The organism is Niabella sp. ZPM-14 (assembly GCF_055693045.2).
In genome coordinates, this window is sequence record NZ_CM181148.1 from 2,674,131 (window position 1) to 2,688,500 (window position 14,370).

Consider the following 14,370-nt stretch of genomic DNA (forward strand, 5'->3'; position numbering starts at 1 on the left):
CAGCTCATAATCTTATTGCAGCAACTCCTGCTTTTTTACAGGTGCTGCTACTAATAGTTTTTAAAAAATGATTTTATTATCAGCCAGTTCAATATTAACATCTCCCGACTGCAGCATGCTGATCGTTTCGTTCAGGCTGTTGTTTCGGTCGATAATGCCGGAAAAAGTTTCCTCCGGATTGGTTTTGTTAGCAAACTCGATTTTCACATTGTACCACCGGCCGAGCGTTTGCACAATTTCTTTAATCGGTGCGTTGTCAAAGTCAAAGACTTCGTGAGTCCAGGAGGCCACGGAATGAACGTTGGAGGCATCAATGATGCTCAGGCGGTCACCGATTCGTGCAGTCTGGCCCGGCGAAAGTGTTCTCGCATTGCCTGGCTTACCGTTTGATACGCGAACACTTCCTTTCAAAAGGGCGACCTCCACCTCTTCACTTCCTTCGTATGCTTTTACATTGAAAGAAGTCCCCAATACTTTGATCTCCACATTTTGTCTGCTCACAACAAATGGATGGTGTGTGTCACGAGCTACATCGAAATAAGCCTCTCCGGTCAATCTGACTCTTCGCTCTTTCCCGGAAAAAGTTACGGGGTAAGTAAGACTGCTGCCGCTGTTTAAAGAAATGGTAGACCCATCGCTTAGCTGAACCCGGATCGTGCGGCTGCCCGCCGGGTTTTCCAGGGTGTTGAACGCCTCCTCCGAGACGCCTTCATAAGCAATTAGACCGTTTTGCTGCTTCCGGATCTTGCTACTACCTATCTGAACCGGTTGGTCCGTGCCGATTTCTGACACTGCAATCTTCTCTCCATTACCTAATGTAATTATTGCTTTGACCTGGTCAGGTGCTTTAACTTCCGTTTTGGTCTCTGAAACAGCTACGTCCTTTTTTTTAAAGGGATAAAAAACATAAGCGGTCACAGATACAACCAGCGCGACCGATGCTGCAATAGCTGCAGCACGTAAAAACTTCAGTCTCCTGATCTTGCTTTTTGGATAAAGAATACGATCCAGCACGGTATGTATCCGCTGTTCCGGCATCTCCTGTTGCGGCAATTGCTGGTCATATAGCAGCTCTATGCGCGATCGTATGATGTCTGCGTGCTCTTTGTTAAGCAGCAAATGCATCAGCTCCTGCTCTTCAGCCGGACTGATCTTCCGGTGCAGATATAAATCAAAAAGATACTCGAACCGTTTAATACTCATATTCGTTACTGGCATGGCAAATAGCAAACAACCCTATTACTTCAGACACACGAACGAAAAAAAAGAGGGGGTCACGAAATAAAAAATAATACAATGGCCAGTTCAATCTGGAGTTCCAGGTGCGCTTTAACCGTCTTTTGCGCCGCCTTCAGGTATTCTTTGACGGTGTGGGTGGATATACCCAGCTCTTGTGCTATCTCTGAAACCTTTTTGCCATACAGCTTTTTCAGGCGAAACACCTTTTGTTGCTGCGGGGGAAGTTGCTGAATGGCGTTTTCCAAAACGCCGGCAGTTTCTTTGGCTTCCAGCAAGTCTTCAGTAGACCAGGTCATCTCGCCTGCCTGGTGGCGTAACTTAGATAGCGCCATTTTCTCCGAGGCCATTTTTCTCAGATGATTATAACAAACGTTTTTGGTGATGACGCGCAACCAGGAATTAAAAAACTGAACGTCGCCTATTTTTTTCCTGTTTTGCCACACCTTAATGAAGACATCCTGCACAATATCTTCGGCTGTCGTCTCTGACCGCGTCAGGTAAAGCCCCAAAGAATATATCTTCGAATGATATTCCTTGAACAAGGTGCTGAACGCTACTTTATCCCCCTCGGAGGCCAGGCGAAACGTTGCTTCATCGGTATGATCGATCGTAGTCAGGTTTTTACTATTAATACTAAAATAAGCAGTACCGCAAATATATCAAAATCTTATAAGTTGAGTTAAATTTGTATCGCCGCGTATGCGGCATTGGGTGAAGCAATAATTGTTTTGATGGTTTTGTTTTCCCAAACACGGACAGGGGGCAGTGCGAATGCCTCCTGTTTTTTTATATAAGGTCGGAGGACGGAAAGTCGGAGGCGCATAGCTTATAGACGAAAGACCAGGACTGGCAACCTAGAGCCTTTTCGCTCTTTTCTCTACTTGCTACTCCTCCAATCCCCATTAATCTACCTTAACTTTCTGCCTTAACCCTGTTTATTTCAAACGGATCCAACTTCATATAGCTTTGCTTTTAAAGGAGATAATAAAAATGAACAAAGTAATTGAAACAGTCATAAAAAAGCCGGTACAGCCCGGTATGGTAGGAGACGGTTTCCGGGTGTTTAATTATATACCCAGAGCAGGAATCACTCAACATCGTCTCAGCCCTTTCCTGATGCTGGACTTTGCTGCAGCATTTAATTTTTCGCCCACCGATAAGCCTCGTGGCGTCGACGTGCATCCGCACAAGGGATTTGAGACCGTGACCATCGCTTACAAAGGAAGCGTCGCGCACCACGACAGTGCTGGCAACAGCGGCGTGATCCATTCAGGCGACGTGCAATGGATGACCGCAGGCGCAGGTGTACTGCATAAGGAATACCACGAGGAAAAGTTTGCTGCAGCCGGCGGATTGTTCGAAATGGTACAGCTTTGGGTCAATCTTCCTAAAAAGGATAAGTCTGAAGCGCCACATTATCAGGCTTTAACCAAAGAAAATATCACAAAGCTGTTATTGCCCCATGATGGAGGAGAAGTGAATGTGATCGCCGGTGATTTTAACGGCACAAAAGGTGCTGCCACGACCTACACGCCGGTTAACCTGTTCGATATCAAACTGAAAGCCGGTGGTCAGGTGTCCACCACAGTGCCCGCCTCCCACAATACTGCTTTGCTGGTGATAGAAGGCGAGGCAACCGTCAACGGTACCCATGCACCCGAACACAGCTTTGTCTTGTTTAGAAATGAAGGGGAAGCCATTGATATATCCGCCGAAAAGGATGCCGTGTTATTGCTTCTGAGCGGCGAACCCATCGATGAACCTATTGCCAGCTATGGTCCTTTTGTGATGAACACGCAAGATGAAATTTACGAGGCGATACAAGAGTTCCAGGCCGGAAAATATGGCGTGCTCCATTAAGGGCGTCAGAGAGCAGAAGTTTAGATCGCAGCACATTTGTGCTGCGATTTTTTTATTTCTGTACCTTTGTCTTTCAGATTATGAGGCCGGATTACCCCTATAAAATCTTTAATGATAAACGCATCAACTACGTGTTGTTGATGGAAAGCCTCGCCATGATTCACTGCTAACCGGATCTCCGTCTTATCCTAACCCTTTTACTATTTATTTCATTTATGTATGCTATGTGGTGGCACAGCGCTGATGCTCGTTGCGGCGCCACTTAAAACTCATGATTATGATTGACAATCAAAAGCTCCGGGCGTTCTATGATAAATTGAGCGAAAAGTCCAAAACCTTTATCGGCTATCCCTGCGCTACTGACTACGACTACAGCGCGCTCTATCCGTTTCTGCAATACGCGGCCAACAATATCGGCGATCCGGTGCTGCCTTCCTCGTCTGATATGAACTCACACCAGTTTGAACAGGAGGTATTATCATTTTTTGCCGACCTGTTTCGTGCTCCTGAAAATAACTGGTGGGGCTACGTTACCAATGGAGGCTCAGAAGGTAATTTGTATGCTTTGTATCTCGCAAGGGAGTTGTATCCTGATGCGATGGTCTACTATTCAGAAGCTACCCATTACAGTGTTCAAAAGAATATCAGCCTGCTCAATATGCATAGCATTGTTATCCGCACCGACAACAAAGGTGAAATGGACTACGACGATCTGAAAGAAACTTTACAGCTCCACCGGCATCAACCCGCCATCATACTGGTGAATATCGGCACTACCATGACAGAAGCCAAGGATGACATTGCCGCTATCCAGGCGATCCTGAAGCGCTACGCGATCAAGAATGCTTACCTGCATTGCGATGCGGCATTGGCCGGCACCTATCTTTCGTTGCTGGGCGAGTCGCAATTTGATTTCAGCCACGGCTGTGATAGCATTGCGATCAGCGGGCACAAATTTATCGGAAGCCCCATTCCCTGTGGTGTGATACTGGTAAAAAAACATTACCGCGACCGGATCGGCCGGTCAGTGCCGTATATCGGAAGTATGGACACGACGATCAGCGGATCGCGCAATGCCATCACGCCTCTTTTCCTGTGGTACGCCATTGAGAAATACGGAAAAGAGGGCTTGCTGAAACGGGCACAGGAGAGCCTGGAAAATGCAGCCTATCTCACCCGCGCCCTGGTAGATATGGGCGTAGCCACCTGGCGTAACGACAATGCCATTACCGTTGTGTTGCCGAGGCCTTCTCAAAAGATCTGCCGCAAATGGAGCCTGGCTACGGACGGAGATATCGCACATGTGATTTGTATGCCTGGCGTAACACGAAGCATGCTGGAAGATTTTATTGCCGATATGCAAAAGGAAGTGAGCGCCATCGCATTGCCCGAATCTTCTGTTGGATAACGTCGATATCATAAAAGGCAATGATCACCGCGTCTGGTTATAATTATTGACCGGGTCGCCTGTAGATTACTTCATCATCGCCGGTGGCGCCCTCCAGCCACAAAGGGCTGGGCATCAGCCCGCTTTTAAAGCGGTCGTAAGAATCCTTGATATACTTGTGAAACGTATAATCGTTCGCAGTTGATGCAAAAAGGAAGGAGGGTTGATAAAGAATAATAAACTGACTGATCGTGCTGTCGCTGGTCGCGCCGGTGATACGCCGTATCAGCGCTTTGCTGAACCGGTGCCGTACGAAAGCCTCCTGCTCTTCGTTGATCAGGCGGTTTTGAAAAGCCGACATCCGCTTATTTTTCCTGAACTGGAAAGACTCAATAATAGAAGTGAGATCAAACCCGACGGTGCCGTCGCTTAGCGAACTTACTTTAAGACCTGGCCGCTCATAATCGAAGATCTTGGCATAATCGCGCCGGTTTTGGATCGAATCCCGTTTATAGTCTGGCACGCGCGCCTTTACTCCCGGCAACAGTTCGACGAAGGTCTGCAAGGAAATATTGAAAGCGTAAGGCGTTTTGATGGTGCGGACCGGGAATTTTCGCGTGGGTTTATTCAAATAGCTAAACCAGATCGAGTCGCTTTCTGCCACGCGGATGCTATAGTCTCCATTAGCATCGGTGGCCGTACCCGATCCGTTCGAAGCCAGCACAGAAACGCCCTGAACGGGATAGATGCCCGAGCTGTCAAACACGGTACCCTTGACCGTTATCTGGCCATACGAACGGGTAAAAACGGACGCGGCCATAAAAAATAATATAAAGAGGATCTTTTTCAATATCAATATAAGGACGGCAAAGCAAGCAAAGAAATTGCAAATGCAATGATAAAGTTGAAACGGATGGGCCGCGATGAATGGCGAGCCATCACGATCCGCCGGTAACTACCTGTTCGATGATTTTTGGAAAATGCTCATGCTCGAGCCGGTGTATTTTTTGAGCCAGTGTTTCGGGCGTGTCGCCGGCTTCGATGTCGCAGGTGGCCTGGAAGATGATATCTCCATGGTCATAGTGTTCATCCACGTAATGAATCGTGATCCCGCTTTGCTGTTCCCTGGCATCGATCACCGCCTGGTGGACGAAGCCGCCATACATCCCTTTGCCTCCATAAGCCGGCAACAAGGCGGGGTGGATATTGACAATTTTCCGGGGAAATGCATCGATCAGGGATTGAGGAATTTTCCACAAAAAACCGGCAAGAACGACGAAATCAATGCCTTTTTCAATCAAAAATGGAGCATATCCGTCGTTTTTGTATGCTTCGCGCTCTATCAACAGAGATTCAATATGCTCGTCGGCCGCGATCTTTAACACACCGGCCTGGGGCTTGTTGCAAACGATCAGTGTCACTTCGGCTACAGGGCTGTGTCTGAAATGGTCAATGATCTTTTGGGCGTTGCTACCGGCGCCGCTGGCGAATATGGCGATTTTTTGTTTCACTATTTCCTTTTTGCTTATCAAGTCAAGATTCAACTTCCCGGAGAAGAATTACGCCGGTATGTCTTCCGTAAATAAAGGCCGAAAATATAAAATTAGTTGGTTACAGGAGCGCAGGGAGCGCTGCGAGGCACAGAATCAACAATAAACGATGCCGGTCTTTTCCTGAGATCTTGCGGAATAATTGGGCCAGGTACCGCCGGAAGAACCGGAACTGCCCGAAGAAAACACTGACAAGGAGCACCATAACAGGCCATATCAGCGTGACAATTATGATATATAAAAAAATATACAGCGCCCTGTTGTCCGGAGCCAGAAGCGACATGACCCATTTCGCAGCGTAGCCGCTCAGGCTTCCGCCAATCGCAAAGGTACAGAGGATCAAAAGCAGCTGCAGCGGCCCTACGTTCCATTTTTGTCTTAATTTCTTAAACATCCGGAGATTGCAATATAATTTGATTTTAACAGTAAACCGCGCCAACCAGGAAAAAGAGGAGAGCTTGTGGTTGGAGCGGCAAACATATTAATTTTTGTTTATATTGGTGGTTGAATGCCTGACAGAACCGGGCAGGCCGTTCCGCCAATGGAAAGAAGCGTGCCGGTGACCCGCACACAGAAAATGACCAAAATTTGACAGAAGCGAAGAGATATTCACATGAAATCCGTCAAATTTCGAATGACTTTTTAATGACAATTAAAATTTCGAATTAAAAAAAAGCCGTAAAAAATCGGCTGAAATGCAGTCTGGTAGCGGGTTTAAAAAATTTAGAAATTGTTGCTGTTATGTTAACGCCGCGCCTTATTTTTGCAGTCGTTCAGAGGTTTTTATCCACATTTTAGATTTTATGCGTTTTATGAACAATCATAAGTATTTATTGAACCAACTAACCTTACTTATAATAGCGCTTTTTGTTTCTGCATTGCCGGTTTTTGCACAGGATGCTAATGTTAATGAGGGTAAGACCTTATTTGTTGGTAAATGTCAGAGCTGTCATGCACCCGACATGAAGTCCAACAGCACCGGTCCGGCGCTGGGTGGCGTACAAGGTCGCTGGGAAGACGCAGGTAAGCTGCATGAGTGGATAAGAAACAACCAGAAGTTGATCGCTTCAGGTTATCCAAAGGCGGTGGAAGTATCAAAAATCAGCCCTACGGCGATGTCTACCTTCCCCGATTTGACTGATCCTCAGATTGATGCGATCCTGGCTTATATTGACGCAAAAGCTTCCGGCAAACTGGATACGCCTAAAGAAGGTGCAGCAGGAGCGGGTGGCGCTGCAGGAGCTTCCAGCCAGAACAACATCATGTATGGTGTTATTTCTATGATCCTGGCGTTGGTAGCATTGGTATTGATCTATGTAAACTTTAACCTTCAGAAGGCAGCCCGCGATGCGGAAAACGTGAAAGCCGCTCCTTCTTTACCGGTTTATCGCAATAAAACTTATCTCGCCATTTTCGCGATCGTGCTGTTCATCGTTGGTGGTTACTTTACGACCAAAGGCATGATCAACGTGAACCGGCAGATCAACTACGAGCCCAAACAACCGATCTTTTATTCCCACAAAGTACACGCAGGCATCAACCAGATCAGCTGTTTGTATTGCCATGGCAACGCCTGGGAAAGCAAGGCCGCCGCGATACCTTCTGTAAACGTGTGTATGAACTGCCACAAAACCATACAGAAATATGGTGGTCCAGAGCTGAAAGACAAACATGGCAACGTGGTAGATGGTACCAAAGAGATCCAGAAATTATATGAATACGCAGGATTTGATCCCGCTAATCCTGACGCATGGGATGGTTCCAAAGCCAAACCAATCGAATGGGTTAAAATACACAACCTCCCTGACCACGTATACTTTAATCACAGCCAGCATATCAGAGTGGGCAATGTACAGTGTCAAACCTGTCATGGCGAAATCACCGGCATGGATGAAGTACACCAGTTCGCAGAACTGAGCATGGGATGGTGCGTAAACTGTCACAGGCAAACAAAAGTGAATTTCAATGTTGATTCTACAGGCGGCAACCAGTTTTACAGCATTTATGAGAAATTCCATAACGATATCAAGGCAGGCAAGATGGATAGCGTGACGGTAAATGATATAGGTGGCCTCGAGTGCCAAAAATGTCACTATTAATTAGCGAATTAGTCAATATGCTAATGAGGTAGTGAACAGCAGTAAGGTTGAGCAGAAATGTAATTTTCGCATTAGCAATTATCAAATTATCACATCAGATATAATATGAGTAAGAAGTACTGGCAAGGTTTCGGAGAAATAAATGACCCAGAAAATTTTCAAAAGAAAGTGAGCGATGAATTTCGCGAAGAGCTGCCTTTTGAAGATCTTGACAGCAAGGGTTTACTGGATGCAAAAGCCCCGCGCAGGGACTTTTTAAAATACCTGGGCTTTAGCACCGCCGCTGCTACATTGGCGGCTAGCTGTAAGACCAAAGTCCGCGAAGCCATTCCTTATGCCATTAAGCCCGAAAACATTGTTCCGGGTGAGGCTAAATTTTATGCAACAACATATGTACAGGGCGGAGAGGTAGTGCCTATCCTGGCGAAAGTGAGAGACGGACGTCCTATCAAAATAGAGGGCAACGACAGAGCCACCTTTACCAATGGCGGTACATCAGCAGCCGTTCAGGCTTCTGTGCTGGATCTGTACGACACGCATCGCCTCCGCTTTCCGCAAAGAAAAGCAGGTGATAAATTTGAAGAAACGACTTATGATTTTCTTGATAAAACGATTGGTGCTGAATTAGCCAGTGCAGGCCAGATCGTTTTCCTCTCCAACACGATCACTTCTCCTTCGACCTTAGATATCATTTCCAAATTCCCTAAAGTTCGCCTGGTTCAATACGAACCCGTTAGCTACAGCGGCATGCTGCTGGCCAACGAAGCTTCCGGATTTGGAAGGGTGTTGCCTACTTACAGGTTGGAAAATGCTGATGTGATCGTAAGCCTGGGCGCCGACTTCCTCGGAACCTGGCTGAACCCCATCGAGCAGGCTTCCGGTTATGCCAAAGGCCGTAAGATCGATGAGAAGAATCCCAAAATGAGCAAGCATTATCATTTTGAAGGTCATTTAAGTATGACGGGTTCCAATGCGGATGAGCGTTTCTCTCACCGCCCTTCTCAAACCGGCGCGGTAGCGCTGGCTTTATTAGCCGCAGTAGGCGGAGGTGGTACAGCCCCTGCTTTAGACGCAAAATTGAGTGCGGGTATCGCGAAGGCGGCGGCAGACCTGAAAGCAGCGGGAAGCCGTGGTGTAGTGGTTTCCGGCAGCAACGATGCGAACGTACAGGCGGTGGTAAATGCCATCAACGGTGCGATCGGCGCTTACGGATCCACGATCGATTTTTCAAGACCGTCCAATACTTCCAAAGCGATCGACAGAGAATTTGCAGATCTGTTGACACAAATGGAAGGAGGACAAGTGTCCGCCATCTTGATCCACGGCGCGAATCCCGTGTACGATTATTTTGACGGTGCGCGCTTTGCCAATGCATTGAAAAAAGTAAAGACCTCTGTTTCTTTCACCGAAAGAATGGATGAAACGACACAGTTGTGTAAATATATTCTGCCTACGCATCACTACCTCGAAAGCTGGGGCGATGCAGAACCTAAAGGCGGTATCATCAGCTTTATTCAGCCAACCATCAACCCGCTGTTCAAAACAAGACCTTACCAGGACTCTTTGTTGAAATGGAGCGGCAACCCGATGGAGTACCACGATTACCATAAAGAATTCTGGACAGCGCGTTTGGGTGGTGAAATGGCGTTTCTTGAAGCGCTCCAGGTGGGTGTTATCGAGAACGCAGCGGCCGCAGGAGGTTCTTATTCCGGTGCTGCAGCCAGCGCTGCCGCAGCGGCATTAGCTACGGCTCCGGCGGGTGGAAAGGACGAGTTGGTGGTTTACCGCAACGTTGGTGTGGGTACAGGTGTCGGAGCGACCAATCCCTGGCTGCAGGAATTACCAGATCCGGTGACCCGCGCCACATGGGGCAACTACGCGCTGATCTCTGTGTCAAAAGCAAAAGAACTGGGCATTGAGCTGGACAACGATTACGAATATTATCCTGACAAACCGGTAATCAAGATACAAAGCGGAAAGGCAAGCATCGAACTGCCGATCCTGGTGATGCCGGGCATGAACGCTAATACAATAGCCGTTCCAATGGGGTATGGTCGCGCAGAATTTACCGGTCGCACGGCGGCGGGTGTCGGACAAAACGCGTTTCCTTTCACTTCATTCAACGGCACAACGGTAAACTTTGAAAATCCCAATGTAACCGTAACAGATGCCGGCAGAAAAGAAAAGATCGCTCAAACACAGATCCACAACTCCTATGAAGGACGTGTGGAAGTATTGAGAGAAACGACACTGGCTACATTCAAGCAAAGACCCAACGAGATCAAAGAATGGAGAGAACACCTGGTGGAAAACTTTGCCAAAGCTTCAGGAGATTTCAGAAAAGAAGCGACATTATATGGAGTGCACGAGTCACCAGGCCTGAAATGGGGAATGAACGTGGATATGAACGCCTGCTTCGGTTGCGGTGCGTGTGTGGTGGCCTGTCATATAGAAAACAACGTACCTATCGTAGGTAAAAGCGAGGTGCTTCGTTACCACGATATGCACTGGCTGCGTATCGACCGCTATTTCATCAGCGATGAAGAAAATGCAGATGATCTGAAAGGCGTGGTATTCCAGCCGATGCTTTGTCAGCATTGCGATAACGCACCCTGCGAAAACGTTTGTCCGGTAGCCGCTACCAACCACAGCTCAGAAGGTATCAACCAGATGGCTTACAACCGTTGTATCGGTACCAGGTATTGCGCCAATAACTGTCCGTTCAAAGTACGTCGTTTCAACTGGTTGGATTATACCGGTGCTGACAGCTTCCCGGACAACCAGGACCAAACAGTAGTAGGTAAGTTCGATCCGGTAATATTCCAGATGAATGATCCTTTGACACGCATGGTGTTGAATCCTGACGTAACTGTGCGTTCAAGAGGTGTGATGGAAAAATGTTCTTTCTGCGTTCAGCGTACACAACACGCGAAACTGGAAGCGAAAAAACAAAACAGGCCATTGCGCGACGGCGAAGCGAAGACTGCTTGTATGCAGGCTTGTAACGCAGACGCGATCGTGTTTGGTAATGTGAATGACATCAACACACGCGTAAGCCAGGACAGGCTGAACAATACACAGCGCCTGTTCTACTCTCTGGAGCAATTACACGTATTGCCAAACGTGAGCTACCTGGCCAAGGTGAGAAATACAAATGAGATCATCAAAGGCGAGGAAGAGCACGACGGCGAAACCAACGGTCATGCAGCACCCGGTCACGCGGCTGAAGGCCAACACGAACCGGCGGCCGAGGGCGCTCATCACTAAGAGCGAACGAGACCGCTGACAGTAACAGAGAAGTGGGGCAAAAAATATTGATAAACAGATTTGACTTTTAGAATTTATAATAAATTATGTCATTACTCAGATACGAATCGCAGGCCAGGGCGCCATTGGTAGAAGGAAGTAAAACCTACCATGATGTAACGGAAGATATTTGTCGCCCCGTGGAGGCTAAGCCCAGCAAATTATGGTGGATCGGGTTTATAATATCGCTCGGCTTGTTGGGCTTTGGCGTGGTGTCCATCTACATGGACGTCGTGTACGGTACCGGCCAATGGAACCTGAACAAAACCATCGGATGGGGTTGGGACATTACCAACTTCGTATGGTGGGTAGGTATCGGTCACGCGGGAACGCTGATCTCTGCGATCTTATTGCTCTTCCGCCAGGGATGGCGTACCGGTGTAAACCGTGCGGCTGAGGCGATGACGATCTTCGCGGTAATGTGTGCGGGCCAGTTCCCGATCTGGCACATGGGTCGTGTGTGGAACGCTTTCTTTGTAATGCCTTATCCCAACACACGTGGTCCGCTGTGGGTGAACTTCAACTCTCCCCTGCTTTGGGACGTATTCGCGATCTCTACTTATTTTACCGTATCGTTGTTGTTCTGGTATTCAGGTCTTTTGCCTGACCTGGCAACACTTCGCGACAGAGCTAAATTGAAATGGAGCAAATTTTTCTACGGTCTCGCATCGTTTGGATGGACAGGAAGCACTAAACACTGGCAAAGGCACGAGGCATTGTCACTGGTATTAGCGGGCCTTTCTACGCCACTGGTACTTTCGGTTCACACGATCGTATCGTTTGACTTTGCGACATCAGTAATTCCTGGTTGGCACACGACCATCTTCCCTCCCTACTTCGTAGCGGGTGCGGTATTCAGCGGATTTGCAATGGTACAAACCCTGTTGTTGATCACGAGGAAAGTGCTGGCGCTGGAAGAATATATTACTATGGAGCATATCGACGTGATGAACAAGGTAATTGTATTGACCGGTTCTATCGTAGGTATTGCTTACCTGACCGAGTTGTTCATGTCCTGGTACAGTGCCTCTCCTTATGAGTGGTTCGCGTTCAAGGAAAACCGTTTGAACCTGAACAGTCCTTATGGATGGAGCTACTGGCTGATGATGGGTTGTAACGTATTATCCCCGCAGATCTTCTGGTTCCGCAATATGAGAAGGAATATCCTGGTGACATTCTTCATGAGTATCCTGGTAAATATCGGTATGTGGTTCGAGCGTTTCGTGATCATCGTAACCTCCATCTATCGGGATTACCTCCCTAGCTCCTGGAGTACTTACTACACGCCGACCATCTGGGAAATCGGATTTTACATGGGAACTTTTGGCTTGTTCTTTACCTGCTACTTCCTGTTCTCCAAATTCTTCCCTGTGATCGCGATTGCAGAGATCAAGCATATTCTTAAAAAGAATGGAGATAGCTTTAAAGCCAATATGGATCAGGTGGAAATGCAGGATTATACGGCATTTGAACATGAGCAAAGCCATCATCATTAAGCGTTGACAGTTGAAAGATGACGGTTGACTGAAGTTAGAAATTGAAAATAGTTGAAAGGTGGTTGAAACGTTGAAGATCGCAATGGTTATCAGAAACCGGCGAACTGAACCGGGAAACCAGTAACAAAATAAATATGAACGTCAAAAAATTTGTTGTAGGTAATTTTTACGATGAAGCGGTGTTGTTCCCTGCTGTAACGAAAGTGCGTCGCGCAGGCTATAAAATACACGATGTGTATACTCCGTTCCCTATCCACGGTTTGGATAAGGTGATGGGGTTGAAAGACACGGACCTTCATATCGCCGGCTTCATCTATGGTATTACCGGTACGTCAACCGCCATCGGATTTATCACCTGGATGCTGGCCTACGACTGGCCGATGAATATCGGTGGTAAACCTTATTTTTCTTTACCTGCGTGGATTCCTATCATGTTTGAGTTGACGGTATTATTCGCAGCGGTAGGGATGGTGCTTACGTTTTGCTGGTTATGTCAGCTGGCGCCATTTGTAAAGAAAGATCATTTCAACCTGCGCAGCACGGACGATACGTTTACCATGGCGATCGAGTGTACAGACAAAACCAATGAAGCAGAGGCGCTGGCGTTCCTGGAAAGTGTGGGCGCACAAGGTGTGGAAATTCAACACCGTGAAGCAGATTGGTGGATTGGTCGCTATGACAGGGAAACTGTACGATTTGGTAAAAAAGTACCACAGGTATAACTGGTCATCAACATCGGCCAACGCATCAAGAAAAGCAATAAACAAAGAATTAAGAATCGAGTATCAAGCATCGAAATCAATATGAATAAAAAATTATACATAGCAGTTGTGTTTCTCAGCGCGGTGATTGCGGGTTGTGGCGCGGGTGAAGATCCTGGTATCGCTTATATGCCAGACATGTATTACAGCAGGGCGTATGAAACATATGCTTCTACGGCAGCGCTTAAAGATTCAGATATACATTACAACCGGCTTCCGGTTGCAGGTACTGTTTCACGAGAAGATGACCTGGCTTTTCATTTCGACCTGAAACACGATTCTACAGGATATGCTATGTCAGAGAGTCTGAAAAATCCTCTGGACAGCGGAGCGGCGGTAAATCTGAAAGAGGCGGAAAGATTATACCTGGTGAATTGCGCCATCTGTCACGGCGACAAGCTGGATGGTAACGGACCTTTATTTAAAGGCGGCGACGGACCTTACACCGCAGCGCCCAAGAACTTTATGGATGCAGAAATGATCGCTATGCCAGAAGGTAAGATGTTTTTCTCGGTGACCTACGGTAAAGGACAAATGGGTAGCTACGCTTCTCAGCTTACACCGAAGCAACGTTGGGAGGTGATCAGCTATATTAAGTCTAAGCAAGCGAAAGGAGGAACTGCGGCGGCAGCGCCTGCAGCAGATAGCGCAGCAACAGCGCAGAACTAAAAT

12 protein-coding genes are annotated in these 14,370 nt (G+C 47.4%); 7 read left to right on the forward strand and 5 right to left on the reverse strand.

The window, feature by feature from the left end; translation table 11 throughout:
* Positions 1 to 60: 60 nt before the first annotated feature.
* Together ACU37H_RS11285 and ACU37H_RS11290 are read right to left on the reverse strand one after the other, a co-directional pair.
* Complete coding sequence (locus ACU37H_RS11285; RefSeq protein WP_494407543.1) at positions 61 to 1,218, reverse strand: FecR family protein; 1,158 nt, start codon at positions 1,216 to 1,218, stop codon at positions 61 to 63.
* Positions 1,219 to 1,274: 56 nt separating this feature from the next.
* On the reverse strand, positions 1,275 to 1,781 hold the full coding sequence (locus ACU37H_RS11290) for an RNA polymerase sigma factor (RefSeq protein WP_494407544.1): 507 nt from the start codon (positions 1,779 to 1,781) through the stop codon (positions 1,275 to 1,277).
* A gap of 448 nt (positions 1,782 to 2,229) precedes the next feature.
* Here ACU37H_RS11290 and ACU37H_RS11295 point away from each other — a divergent pair, with 448 nt between their 5' ends.
* Both ACU37H_RS11295 and ACU37H_RS11300 read left to right on the forward strand, forming a co-directional pair.
* Positions 2,230 to 3,099, forward strand: a complete 870-nt coding sequence (locus ACU37H_RS11295; RefSeq protein ID WP_472701402.1) for a pirin family protein — start codon at positions 2,230 to 2,232, stop codon at positions 3,097 to 3,099.
* 277 nt (positions 3,100 to 3,376) lie between these two features.
* Positions 3,377 to 4,507: a histidine decarboxylase gene (locus tag ACU37H_RS11300; protein ID WP_472701401.1), complete on the forward strand. Its 1,131-nt coding sequence runs from the start codon at positions 3,377 to 3,379 to the stop codon at positions 4,505 to 4,507.
* 43 nt (positions 4,508 to 4,550) lie between these two features.
* On the opposite strand, the gene ACU37H_RS11305 is transcribed toward ACU37H_RS11300, so the two are convergent.
* From ACU37H_RS11305 to ACU37H_RS11315, 3 genes are all read right to left on the reverse strand, one after another.
* Complete coding sequence (locus ACU37H_RS11305; protein ID WP_472701400.1) at positions 4,551 to 5,306, reverse strand: carboxypeptidase-like regulatory domain-containing protein; 756 nt, start codon at positions 5,304 to 5,306, stop codon at positions 4,551 to 4,553.
* Between the two features lie 118 nt (positions 5,307 to 5,424).
* Positions 5,425 to 5,997 (reverse strand): phosphoribosylglycinamide formyltransferase, encoded by a 573-nt coding sequence (gene purN, locus ACU37H_RS11310; RefSeq protein ID WP_472701399.1) that lies wholly within the window; start codon positions 5,995 to 5,997, stop codon positions 5,425 to 5,427.
* A gap of 100 nt (positions 5,998 to 6,097) precedes the next feature.
* Positions 6,098 to 6,430 (reverse strand): DUF6787 family protein, encoded by a 333-nt coding sequence (locus ACU37H_RS11315; RefSeq protein ID WP_472701398.1) that lies wholly within the window; start codon positions 6,428 to 6,430, stop codon positions 6,098 to 6,100.
* 418 nt (positions 6,431 to 6,848) lie between these two features.
* Between ACU37H_RS11315 and ACU37H_RS11320 the strand changes: the two genes are divergently transcribed.
* The 5 genes from ACU37H_RS11320 to ACU37H_RS11340 all read left to right on the forward strand — a co-directional run bounded on the left by ACU37H_RS11320 (position 6,849) and on the right by ACU37H_RS11340 (position 14,367).
* Positions 6,849 to 8,135, forward strand: coding sequence for a c-type cytochrome (locus tag ACU37H_RS11320; RefSeq protein WP_472701397.1), 1,287 nt, complete (start codon positions 6,849 to 6,851; stop codon positions 8,133 to 8,135).
* 105 nt (positions 8,136 to 8,240) lie between these two features.
* The gene (locus tag ACU37H_RS11325; RefSeq protein ID WP_472701396.1) at positions 8,241 to 11,402 is read left to right on the forward strand and encodes a TAT-variant-translocated molybdopterin oxidoreductase; all 3,162 of its coding nucleotides are present in this window, start codon (positions 8,241 to 8,243) and stop codon (positions 11,400 to 11,402) included.
* A gap of 86 nt (positions 11,403 to 11,488) precedes the next feature.
* The gene (gene nrfD, locus ACU37H_RS11330; protein WP_472701395.1) at positions 11,489 to 12,937 is read left to right on the forward strand and encodes an NrfD/PsrC family molybdoenzyme membrane anchor subunit; all 1,449 of its coding nucleotides are present in this window, start codon (positions 11,489 to 11,491) and stop codon (positions 12,935 to 12,937) included.
* A gap of 134 nt (positions 12,938 to 13,071) precedes the next feature.
* Entirely contained in the window at positions 13,072 to 13,659 is a 588-nt protein-coding gene (locus ACU37H_RS11335) for a DUF3341 domain-containing protein (RefSeq protein WP_472701394.1), read from the forward strand.
* Between the two features lie 81 nt (positions 13,660 to 13,740).
* Positions 13,741 to 14,367: a c-type cytochrome gene (locus tag ACU37H_RS11340; RefSeq protein ID WP_472701393.1), complete on the forward strand. Its 627-nt coding sequence runs from the start codon at positions 13,741 to 13,743 to the stop codon at positions 14,365 to 14,367.
* The last annotated feature ends 3 nt before the right edge of the window (positions 14,368 to 14,370 follow it).

Coding starts and splice junctions, on each gene's coding strand:
- nrfD (WP_472701395.1), top strand. CDS start 11,489: ATGTCATTACTCAGATACGAATCGCAGGCCAGGGCGCCATTGGTAGAA.
- ACU37H_RS11315 (WP_472701398.1), bottom strand. CDS start 6,430: ATGTTTAAGAAATTAAGACAAAAATGGAACGTAGGGCCGCTGCAGCTG.
- ACU37H_RS11300 (WP_472701401.1), top strand. CDS start 3,377: ATGATTGACAATCAAAAGCTCCGGGCGTTCTATGATAAATTGAGCGAA.
- ACU37H_RS11325 (WP_472701396.1), top strand. CDS start 8,241: ATGAGTAAGAAGTACTGGCAAGGTTTCGGAGAAATAAATGACCCAGAA.
- ACU37H_RS11320 (WP_472701397.1), top strand. CDS start 6,849: ATGAACAATCATAAGTATTTATTGAACCAACTAACCTTACTTATAATA.
- ACU37H_RS11305 (WP_472701400.1), bottom strand. CDS start 5,306: ATGGCCGCGTCCGTTTTTACCCGTTCGTATGGCCAGATAACGGTCAAG.
- ACU37H_RS11340 (WP_472701393.1), top strand. CDS start 13,741: ATGAATAAAAAATTATACATAGCAGTTGTGTTTCTCAGCGCGGTGATT.
- ACU37H_RS11295 (WP_472701402.1), top strand. CDS start 2,230: ATGAACAAAGTAATTGAAACAGTCATAAAAAAGCCGGTACAGCCCGGT.
- ACU37H_RS11335 (WP_472701394.1), top strand. CDS start 13,072: ATGAACGTCAAAAAATTTGTTGTAGGTAATTTTTACGATGAAGCGGTG.
- ACU37H_RS11285 (WP_494407543.1), bottom strand. CDS start 1,218: ATGCCAGTAACGAATATGAGTATTAAACGGTTCGAGTATCTTTTTGAT.